Source organism: Pseudomonas sp. NPDC087598 (assembly GCF_044743525.1).
GTDB lineage: Bacteria > Pseudomonadota > Gammaproteobacteria > Pseudomonadales > Pseudomonadaceae > Aquipseudomonas.
Window position 1 is genome coordinate 1 of record NZ_JBIUWQ010000098.1, and the last position, 10,380, is coordinate 10,380.

Sequence of the window (10,380 nt, forward strand, 5' to 3'; positions counted from 1 at the left end):
GGTCGGCAGGAAACGACGACGGGTTTTGTTGTTTGCGGAGGAAATGTTATTCCCAGTCACCGGACCCTTACCGGTAACTTGACATACTCTCGACATGCCTCAGCCCTCTAAAACCACATGCCCAACCCGGCATGGGTTGGCCGCTTAATCTCTCAGTCATTTGGCGCCAGGCGCCGCGTTTCTTTAGAGGTCTTACCGGCTACACCTACAGTGAAGGAACCGGGCCCCTAGAAAAGAGCGCTGCTTTATACCAGAAAGACCGGGGTGCAACAACTTTCCGTGTGCAATCAATCCACAAAAAAGCGCTTTTTCGACCTGCGAACGCTTTGGATAAAGGCTGGTACCGGTTTTTACCACTCGTCGCAGAAAATCGCCTGCGCGGCGGTTACAGACTTTTTGCGGCACGCCGCGGTCTGAAAAACCGCCATCACTGTGCCGCGAAAATGCAAAAAGGGGATAGTCATTTGTAATCCAGCCCTCTAGGGTAGGCCTTTTCCAGACTGCACTAGCAGATGGGCCTTCGATCTGTAAAAGGAAGCCGACCATGCGCCTCGCTGCCCTACCCCTGTTGCTCGCCCCGCTCCTGCTGAGCCCATTGGCCCAGGCCGCCGCGCTGAGCGTCTGCACCGAGGCCAGCCCTGAAGGGTTCGACGTGGTGCAATACAACTCGCTGACCACCACCAATGCCTCGGCAGACGTGCTGATGAACCGCCTGGTGGAGTTCGACACCGCCAGCGGCAAGGTCGTCCCGAGCCTGGCCGATAGCTGGGAAGTCAGCACCGACGGCCTGACCTACGTATTCAAACTGCACCCGCAGGTGAAGTTTCACACGACCGACTACTTCAAGCCGACCCGCGAGCTGACTGCAGAAGACGTCAAATTCAGCTTCGACCGCATGCTCGACCCGGCAAACCCATGGCACAAAGTCGCCCAGAGCGGATTCCCCCACGCGCAATCGATGCAGTTGCCGGCACTGATCAAGAAGATCGACGCACTGGACCCGCTGACCGTGCGCTTCACCCTCGATCACCCGGATTCGACCTTCCTGGCAACGCTGAGCATGGGTTTCGCCTCGGTGTATTCGGCCGAATACGCCGACAAACTGTTGAAAGCCAACGTGACGGACAAGCTCAACAGCCAGCCGATCGGCACCGGCCCGTTCGTGTTCAGTCGTTTCCAGAAAGACGCCGCGATCCGCTACAAGGCCAACCCGGACTATTTCGCCGGCAAGCCATCGGTGGACCCGCTGATCTTCGCCATAACCCCGGATGCCAACGTGCGCCTGCAAAAACTGCGGCGCAATGAATGCCAGATTGCCCTCTCGCCGAAGCCACTGGACGTACAGGCTGCGCTGAAAGAACCGACACTGAAAGTCGAAAAGACTGACGCGTTCATGACCGCATTCGTCGGCATCAACAGCCAGCACCCACCGCTGGACAAGCCGGAAGTGCGCCAGGCGATCAACCTCGCCTTCGACAAGGCCAACTACATCAAAGCCGTGTTCGAAGACACCGCCGAAGCCGCCAACGGCCCTTACCCGCCGAACACCTGGAGCTACGCGAAAAACCTGCCGGGCTACCCGCACGACGTGGCTAAAGCCAAGGCGCTGATGGCCAAGGCCGGTCTGAAGGACGGTTTCCAGACCACCATCTGGACACGGCCGTCGGGCAGCCTGCTCAATCCGAACCCAAGTCTCGGCGCACAGATGCTGCAGTCGGATCTGGCGGAGATCGGCATTCAGGCGGAAATCCGCGTGATCGAGTGGGGCGAACTGATCCGCCGCGCCAAGGCCGGCGAGCATGACCTGCTGTTCATGGGTTGGGCGGGTGACAACGGCGATCCGGACAACTTCCTCACACCGCAGTTTTCCTGCGCGGCGGTCAAGTCCGGCACCAACTTCGCTCGTTACTGCAATGCCGATCTGGACAAGCTGATCAGCGCCGGCAAGACCACCAGCGAACAGGGTGTACGCACCAAGCTCTACGAGCAGGCGCAAGCGCAGATTCAGCAGCAGGCGCTGTGGCTGCCGCTGGCACACCCGACCGCGTACGCATTGACGCGCAAGGACGTGCAGGGTTATTCGGTGAGCCCATTCGGTCGTCAGGACTACTCCAAGGTCAATCTCAAATAACCCGCCCTACACAAAACCTGTAGGAGTGAGCCTGCTCGCGATAGCGATCTTCCAGTCACTGAATAAGCTGACTGAAATGACGCCATCGCGAGCAGGCTCACTCCTACATGGATTTGCGTTTTGCCCTTGAGAGCTACATCCAGCCGCATTCCGCCATCGACAGCGGCTCGCCGTCGCCGATGATGAAGTGATCCAGCACCCGCACATCAATCAGCTCCAGCGCCTTCTGCAAACGCTTGGTCAGCTGCCTGTCCGCCTGACTGGGATCGGTATTGCCCGACGGATGGTTGTGGCAGAGGATCACGGCCGCGGCGTTGTTCGCCAAGGCACGTTTCACCACTTCTCGCGGATGCACACTGGTGTTGTCGATGGAACCGCGAAACAGTGCCTCGAACGTCAACACTTGATGCTTGGAGTCCAGAAACAGGCAACCAAACACCTCGTGTGGCTCGTGTCGGAGCATGGATTTGAGGTAATCCCGAACAGCCTGCGGATTCTCCAGCGCCGGCTCTCTGCGTGAACGCTCGGCCAGATACCGCCGGTTCATTTCTTGAGCAGCCTGCAACTGTGCAAACTTTGCGGGTCCCAACCCCAACTGTTTGCTGAATGCTTCCTGATCGGCCTCAAGCAACAAACGCAGGCTGCCGAACTGATTCAACAAGTGTCGCGCCAAGTCCACAGCGCTTTTTCCAACGACTCCCGTGCGCAAAAAAATCGCTAGTAACTCGGCGTCCGAAAGGCTCGCAGAACCCTGTTCAAGTAACCTTTCCCGCGGCCGTTCCGCCGCAGGCCAATCGCGAATACTCATACACATTCCTTGTCTGTGGGCGCCGCTGTTCCGTAGCGGTCGCTGTGATATCGTAGCCCATCTTTTTTGCGGGCGGATTCACCCTGGGGAGGGGGTTTCGCCACGTATGTCACCAACGAAATGAAAGGCAGACCTATGCAGCGGCTGTATCGGAAACGCATCGTTCTGGGCGTCGGCGGCGGCATCGCGGCCTACAAGAGCGCCGATCTGGTTCGTCGCCTGATCGACCAGGGTGCCGAAGTGCGCGTGGTCATGACCCATGGCGGCGCCGAGTTCATCACCCCGCTGACCATGCAGGCCCTGTCCGGGCACCCGGTCCACCTCGATCTGCTCGACCCGGCCGCTGAAGCGGCGATGGGCCATATCGAACTGGCCAAGTGGGCCGATCTGGTGCTGATCGCCCCGGCCACCGCCGACCTGCTCGCCCGCCTGGCCCAAGGCATCGCCAACGATTTGCTGACCACGCTGGTACTGGCCACCGACGCCGTCGTGGCCGTTGCTCCGGCGATGAACCAGGCGATGTGGCGTGATCCGGCCACCCAGGCCAACCTGCAACTCCTTGAAAGCCGTGGCCTGAAGACCTTCGGCCCGGCCTCGGGCAGTCAGGCCTGCGGCGACGTCGGCATGGGCCGGATGATGGAAGCCACCGATCTGGCGCAATGCGCGGCGGACTGCTTCCAGCGTCAGGCGCTGACCGGCAAACACGTGGTCATCACTGCCGGCCCGACCCAGGAAAACATCGACCCGGTGCGCTACATCACCAACCACAGCTCCGGCAAAATGGGCTTTGCCCTGGCCGAAGCCGCAGTGGAGGCCGGCGCCCGCGTGACCCTGATCAGCGGCCCGGTGCACCTGCCGACCCCGGATCGTGTCACCCGCATCGACGTGGTCAGCGCCCGTGACATGCTGGCCGCATGCGAAGCCGCGATCCCGTGTGACGTGTTCATCTCTTCGGCAGCGGTCGCGGACTACCGCCCGGAAGTCGTTGCCCCGCAAAAACTCAAGAAAGACCCTACAAGCGGCGACGGCTTCGTCCTGCAAATGGTGCGTAACCCGGACATCCTGGCCACCATCGCAACCCGTCCCGACCGTCCGTTCAGTGTCGGCTTCGCCGCTGAGACCGAACACCTGCTCGACTACGCTGCACGCAAGCTGAAAGACAAGAATCTCGATTTGATCGTCGCCAACGACGTCGCCAACCCGAGCATCGGTTTCAACAGCGAAGAAAACGCCTGCAGCGTGATTGACCGTGAGCTGCACGCCACGGTTTTCACCCAGACCAGCAAGAGCAAGATCGCTCGCCAACTGGTCACTTTTATCGCCGAACGTCTGAACCAGGTTTAATTTACATGCACGCTTTGCAAGCCAAGATCCTCGACCCACGCATCGGCACCGATTTCCCGCTGCCGCAATACGCCACCCCGGGCTCCGCCGGCCTCGACCTGCGCGCCATGCTGGAACAGGACATCGTCATCAAGCCGGGTGAAACCGTGCTGATCCCTACCGGCCTGTCGGTGTACATCGGCGACCCGAACCTCGCCGCGCTGATCCTGCCGCGTTCGGGCATGGGCCATAAACACGGCATCGTGCTGGGCAACCTCGTCGGCCTGATCGACTCCGATTATCAGGGCCCGCTGATGGTGTCCTGCTGGAACCGTGGCCAAACCGACTTCACCATGACCGTCGGCGAACGTCTGGCACAACTGGTGCTAGTGCCGGTGGTGCAGGCGCATTTCGAAATGGTCGAAGAGTTCGTTGAAACCGAACGCGGCACCGGCGGGTTCGGCCATACCGGCACCAAGTAACAGATAACCCGTTACTGTGGCGAGGGAGCTTGCTCCCGCTTGGGTGCGCAGCGCACACAAGATCTTTGGTGCCGCTACGCAGCCCAGCGGGAGCAAGCTCCCTCGCCACAAAAAATGCGCTACATCGGCAGCAGGTTTTAACACCGTAAATCAAGGTTTTGCCGGCCGAAAGCCACGCCAGCCGAGGCGTCATGGCCCTTTCACACCACGAACTCTCTGTGGAAAACGCCGTCATACCCTTCAGTTTGAGCCTGCCGTCGAACGATTCGTCGGTCTGTCCCGCCACTTTCGAGATGGAGCATTTCCGTAGATGAGCACCCCAGCCAAGATTGCCCCGAAGCTGCCCGACAGCATTTTCCGCGCCTACGATATTCGCGGCACCGTGCCGGAATTCCTCAATGCTGAAACCGCATACTGGATTGGTCGCGCTATTGGCTCGCAAAGCCTGGCCGAGGGCGAGCCGAACGTCTCCGTCGGCCGTGACGGCCGCTTGTCCGGCCCTGAGCTGGTTGCCGAGCTGATCCGCGGTATCGCCGAAAGCGGTTGCCACGTCAGTGACGTCGGCCTGGTACCGACGCCGGCGCTGTACTACGCCGCCAACGTGTTGGCCGGCAAATCCGGGGTGATGCTCACTGGCAGCCACAACCCGTCGAATTACAACGGTTTCAAGATCGTTATCGCTGGCGATACCCTCGCCAATGAACAGATTCAGGTTCTGCACGAACGCATCAAGACCAACAACCTGAGCAGCGGCGCAGGCAGCGTCACTCAGGTCGAGATCCTTGATCGCTACAACACCGAGATCGTCCAGGACGTGAAACTGGCCCGACGCATGAAAGTCGTGGTCGACTGCGGCAACGGTGCGGCCGGCGTGATCGCCCCGCAACTGATCGAAGCACTGAATTGCGAAGTCATTCCGCTGTTCTGCGAAGTCGACGGCAACTTCCCCAACCATCACCCCGACCCGGGCAAACCTGAAAACCTCGTCGACCTGATCGCCAAGGTCAAGGAAACAAACGCCGATCTCGGTCTGGCCTTCGACGGCGACGGCGACCGCGTTGGCGTGGTGACCAACACCGGCAGCATCGTCTACCCGGATCGTCTGCTGATGCTGTTCGCCCGCGACGTGGTGGCGCGCAACCCGGACGCGGAGATCATCTTCGACGTCAAATGCACCCGCCGCCTGGTGCCGCTGATCAAGGAGTACGGCGGTCGCCCGCTAATGTGGAAGACCGGTCATTCGTTGATCAAAAAGAAAATGAAACAATCCGGCGCGCTATTGGCCGGTGAAATGAGCGGGCACATCTTCTTCAAGGAACGCTGGTTCGGTTTCGACGACGGTATCTACAGCGCTGCACGGCTGCTGGAGATCCTCAGCAAGGAAGAATCCACGGCGGAGGAGCTGTTTGCGACCTTCCCGAACGATATTTCTACGCCGGAAATCAATATCCATGTGACCGAAGAGAGCAAATTCAGCATCATTGATGCATTGCACGACGCACAGTGGGGCGCAGGCGCTGACCTGACCACCATTGACGGCGTGCGAGTCGACTACGCCAAAGGCTGGGGCCTGGTGCGCGCGTCCAACACCACACCGGTGCTGGTGCTGCGCTTCGAGGCCGATGACGAGGCTGAATTGCAGCGCATCAAGGATGTGTTCCACGCCCAATTGAAACGCGTTGCACCTGATCTCCAACTACCGTTCTGATTCACCCGGAGCCCTGAATGACCCTCGAACGCGAAGCCGCCGCCCATACCGCCCAGGTCCTGTCCGAAGCGTTGCCTTACATCCGACGTTATGTCGGCAAGACCCTGGTGATCAAATACGGCGGCAACGCGATGGAAAGCGAGGAGCTGAAAACCGGCTTCGCCCGCGACATCGTCTTGATGAAAGCCGTGGGTATCAACCCGGTAGTCGTGCACGGCGGCGGCCCGCAGATCGGTGATCTGCTCAAGCGTCTGTCGATCGAAAGCCACTTCGTTGATGGCATGCGCGTCACCGACGCCGCGACCATGGACGTGGTGGAAATGGTCCTTGGCGGCCAGGTCAACAAAAGCATCGTCAACCTGATCAACCGTCACGGCGGCAGCGCCATCGGCCTGACCGGTAAAGACGCCGGGCTGATTCGTGCGAAGAAACTCACCGTCACCCGTCAGACCCCGGAGATGACCCAGCCGGAAATCATCGACATCGGCCAGGTCGGCGAAGTGGTCGGGATCAACACCGAACTGCTGAACCTGCTGGTCAAAGGCAACTTCATCCCGGTGATCGCGCCGATTGGTGTGGGTGAAAACGGCGAGTCGTATAACATCAACGCGGACCTGGTGGCAGGTAAAGTCGCCGAAGCCCTGAAAGCTGAAAAGCTGATGCTGCTGACCAACATCGCCGGCCTGATGGATAAGTCGGGCACCGTATTGACCGGCCTGAGCACCCAGCAGGTCGATGACCTGATCGCCGACGGCACGATCTACGGCGGCATGCTGCCGAAGATCCGCTGCGCACTGGAAGCGGTTCAGGGCGGTGTCGGCAGCTCGCTGATCATCGACGGTCGCGTACCGAACGCGATCCTGCTGGAAATCTTCACCGACACCGGTGTGGGCACGCTGATCAGCAATCGCAAGCGTCCGTAATAACCGAAACAGAAAAGATCGCAGCCTTTAGTAACTCCTGCGAACACGGATTCCGAATGTAACGAGAATCCTGTAGGAGCCTCTGAAGGCTGCGGTTTTTTATTTCCGCACGCTCGACTCGGCGACCCACTCTCCTTTGCGCGATTTCACTATTCTGCCGCCTTTCAACATTCGCTGAAAATATTATATTTAGTGAAATATCTAGACTATTTTCACTTGAATGACTATTTTCAGCATTCGATGAAAAGGAGCTGCCTGATGAAAGAGCTCGAAAAAAAATCTATAGAAGCGCTTCACAGCCTTCTCGCGAAAATACCGATTCTTGAAGTTACAAGTGTTAAACGGACTGAGCACTCCGAAGCCTGGGCGCCTGACTTCGTTGTCGAAATAACCACATCCGGGAAGTCATACACGCTGGTCTGCGAAGCCAAGACAAGTGGACAACCCAGATTTGTAACCTCCGCCATCCTGCAACTTCGTGACTACATCAACACTCGTGAGCTTGATGCCACACCCATTCTCATAGCCCCTTATCTTTCCCCGGCAGCTCGACAAACCTGTCGAGAAAAAGACGTCGGGTATCTGGATCTGGAGGGCAACGCCTGTATTTCGTTCGCAGGCGTCTTCATTGATCATCAAGTCGCTGACAAGCCCCCGTCGGAACACAGAGAGTTGAAGTCTCTATTCAAACCAAAATCGGCGCAGATTATTCGCAGGATGCTTCGAGAGCCAGATCATGAATGGCGAGTAATAGAGCTTTCTCAAGCTTCCGGCGTCAGCCTGGGTCAAGTCAGCAACGTCCGCACCGCTCTGCTCAACCGTGAATGGGCAAGAGCGACAAACAATGGATTTTTTTTGCGCGATCCTCAGACCGTTCTGGATGCCTGGGTTGAGGCCTATGAACCGCCACAAGGAGAGCGCAAGACGTTCTACACCCCATTACATGGCAGCGCCCTGGAAAGCGCGGCTCGAAATGCTATCAGCCAACATAACGACGCAACCGTGCTCTTTTCCTCGTTTTCTGCCGCACAGTGGTTAGCCCCTTACGCGCGCGTCAGCACCCATCACTTCTACGCAGACGACAAAGGGGTAGAAGTGTTGATCAAGGCGTTAAAGCTCGCTCCCGCGTCCAAGGGTGAAAATGTCGTGATCACTCTTCCCAAGGACGAAGGGATTTTGCTGGACACCGTCGAAGCTGCACCAGGTGTCATGTGCACCAGTCCTATTCAGACCTATCTGGATTTATCTGTTTCAGGAGAACGCGGCAAGGAAGCCGCCGAGCATCTACGACAGGAGCAATTGACATGGCCCCGTTAGCGCCTCAAGAACCTCAAAATGCCTCGGAATATGACGACAGAACAACGACCGCAGTGAAAGCGGTACTCGTTGAAATGGGACAAATTCTTGGTAGCTTCAGAGGCAAGTTCACAGTGATTGGCGGCGCGGTACCGTGGTTACTGCTTGCAAATGATGACATGCAACATGTCGGAACTCTGGACGTCGACTTGAGCCTTGACCCACAGGCACTGGGTGACGGCGAGTACGCAACCTTGATCGAGGCCTTGATGGGCAACGGCTATGAACAAAGAGGCGACTTACGACGCTTCCAACTCGTTCGTCAGGTGCCCGCCGTAGACGGGGGAGCCCCGATAGATGTGATCGTGGATTTTTTGATGCCACGCGACGCTGAAATCATTCAGAACAAGCCACCCATCCTCAGCGACTTTGCAGTACAACGTGCTGACGGCGCCGACTTAGCCATCCGCTTTTACCAGATGGTAGCAATCGAAGGACCTATGCCTACAGGCGGTAAAAATCGTGTCGAAGTTGCCGTATGTTCTATTCCGGCGCTTCTTGCGATGAAGGGTTACGCCTTGAATGGGAGACACAAGCAGAAAGACGCCTACGACATCTACTACTGCGTCCGCAATTATCCCGGAGGCACAGATGCCCTTGCTGATGAGTGCCGGTCGGTGCTGGAAACAGGAAGTGGCGAACAAGGCTTCCTATACATCAGCCAAAAGTTCGATGTGGTTGACGGGTACGGCCCAACATCCGTAAGACGCTTTGTCGAAGACAGTCAAATCCTTGAAGATCGGACACCGGATCAGTGGCAGCAGGATGCTTTCGGACAAGTGGATGCTTTGCTGCGCGCCTTGCAACTGCGGGAGTAGAGCAGGACGAAAAAGAAAGGCCCTGATTCACAGGGCCTTTTCTTTTATCAATCAGACGCCGAACTGGGCGCGATAGGCTTCCACGGCTGGCAGGTGCTGCTTGAGTTGCGGGTCGTCCGCGAGGAATTCCAGCACCTGGTTCAGCGAAACAATGCTGATCACCGGAATGCCGAAATCGCGCTCGACTTCCTGGATGGCCGACAACTCGCCGTTGCCACGCTCCTGACGGTTCAGGGCGATCAGCACGCCTGCAGCCTTGGCGCCGTCCTGGGAAGCGATGATCTGCATCACTTCGCGGATTGCGGTACCGGCGGTAATCACGTCATCAATGATCAGCACATCGCCGGTCAACGGAGCGCCAACCAGACTGCCACCCTCGCCGTGGGCCTTGGCTTCCTTGCGGTTGAAGCACCATGGCAGGTCACGGTTGTGGTGTTCAGCCAACGCGACGGCGGTAGTGGCCGCCAACGGGATGCCTTTGTAGGCCGGGCCGAACAGCACATCGAAGGGAATGCCACTCTCGGCGATGGCTGCAGCGTAGAAACGCCCCAGCTGCGCCAGGGCCGAACCCGAGTTGAACAGACCGGCATTGAAGAAGTAGGGACTGGTGCGCCCGGACTTCAGGGTGAACTCACCGAAGCGCAAAACGCCGCGATCGATGGCAAAACGAATGAAATCGCGCTGATACGCTTGCATGAAAAAAACCCCAAATACCACGGATTTAGCTAATTAGCTTGACGCCGTGTATCATACACGCACGCGATTTTTGTGTCCTTTTATGCTGATGATTTTTGTGAAGTTAATTTTTTTTATGTCTTATGTCGTTTGTTT

At 58.0% G+C, this 10,380-nt stretch carries 9 protein-coding genes and 1 pseudogene; 7 read left to right on the forward strand and 3 right to left on the reverse strand.

Going from position 1 to position 10,380, the window contains the following annotated elements; translation table 11 throughout:
• Positions 1 to 96: 50S ribosomal protein L28 (rpmB, locus tag ACIOWE_RS28875; protein WP_401398328.1), on the reverse strand; the 96-nt coding region annotated here is incomplete at its 3' end.
• 448 nt (positions 97 to 544) lie between these two features.
• Here rpmB and ACIOWE_RS28880 point away from each other — a divergent pair.
• Positions 545 to 2,131: an ABC transporter substrate-binding protein gene (locus ACIOWE_RS28880; protein ID WP_401398319.1), complete on the forward strand. Its 1,587-nt coding sequence runs from the start codon at positions 545 to 547 to the stop codon at positions 2,129 to 2,131.
• Between the two features lie 133 nt (positions 2,132 to 2,264).
• Here ACIOWE_RS28880 and radC read toward each other — a convergent pair whose 3' ends face one another.
• Positions 2,265 to 2,939 (reverse strand): DNA repair protein RadC, encoded by a 675-nt coding sequence (gene radC / locus ACIOWE_RS28885; protein ID WP_401398321.1) that lies wholly within the window; start codon positions 2,937 to 2,939, stop codon positions 2,265 to 2,267.
• A 135-nt stretch (positions 2,940 to 3,074) separates the two neighbouring features.
• Here radC and coaBC point away from each other — a divergent pair, with 135 nt between their 5' ends.
• The 6 genes and pseudogenes from coaBC to ACIOWE_RS28915 all read left to right on the forward strand — a co-directional run bounded on the left by coaBC (position 3,075) and on the right by ACIOWE_RS28915 (position 9,549).
• Positions 3,075 to 4,283: a bifunctional phosphopantothenoylcysteine decarboxylase/phosphopantothenate--cysteine ligase CoaBC gene (gene coaBC / locus ACIOWE_RS28890; protein ID WP_401398330.1), complete on the forward strand. Its 1,209-nt coding sequence runs from the start codon at positions 3,075 to 3,077 to the stop codon at positions 4,281 to 4,283.
• A 5-nt stretch (positions 4,284 to 4,288) separates the two neighbouring features.
• Positions 4,289 to 4,744, forward strand: a complete 456-nt coding sequence (gene dut, locus ACIOWE_RS28895) for a dUTP diphosphatase (protein WP_064116430.1) — start codon at positions 4,289 to 4,291, stop codon at positions 4,742 to 4,744.
• 331 nt (positions 4,745 to 5,075) lie between these two features.
• Positions 5,076 to 6,452: pseudogene (locus ACIOWE_RS28900) on the forward strand (phosphomannomutase/phosphoglucomutase); the annotation flags it as partial.
• Between the two features lie 17 nt (positions 6,453 to 6,469).
• Complete coding sequence (argB, locus tag ACIOWE_RS28905; protein ID WP_003229488.1) at positions 6,470 to 7,375, forward strand: acetylglutamate kinase; 906 nt, start codon at positions 6,470 to 6,472, stop codon at positions 7,373 to 7,375.
• Positions 7,376 to 7,633: 258 nt separating this feature from the next.
• Complete coding sequence (locus ACIOWE_RS28910; protein WP_401398323.1) at positions 7,634 to 8,692, forward strand: type IV toxin-antitoxin system AbiEi family antitoxin; 1,059 nt, start codon at positions 7,634 to 7,636, stop codon at positions 8,690 to 8,692.
• Entirely contained in the window at positions 8,680 to 9,549 is an 870-nt protein-coding gene (locus ACIOWE_RS28915; protein WP_401398325.1) for a nucleotidyl transferase AbiEii/AbiGii toxin family protein, read from the forward strand. The genes ACIOWE_RS28910 and ACIOWE_RS28915 overlap by 13 nt, the downstream gene beginning before the upstream one ends.
• 51 nt (positions 9,550 to 9,600) lie before the next feature.
• On the opposite strand, the gene pyrE is transcribed toward ACIOWE_RS28915, so the two are convergent.
• On the reverse strand, positions 9,601 to 10,245 hold the full coding sequence (gene pyrE / locus ACIOWE_RS28920) for an orotate phosphoribosyltransferase (protein WP_011336558.1): 645 nt from the start codon (positions 10,243 to 10,245) through the stop codon (positions 9,601 to 9,603).
• Positions 10,246 to 10,380: the final 135 nt, after the last annotated feature.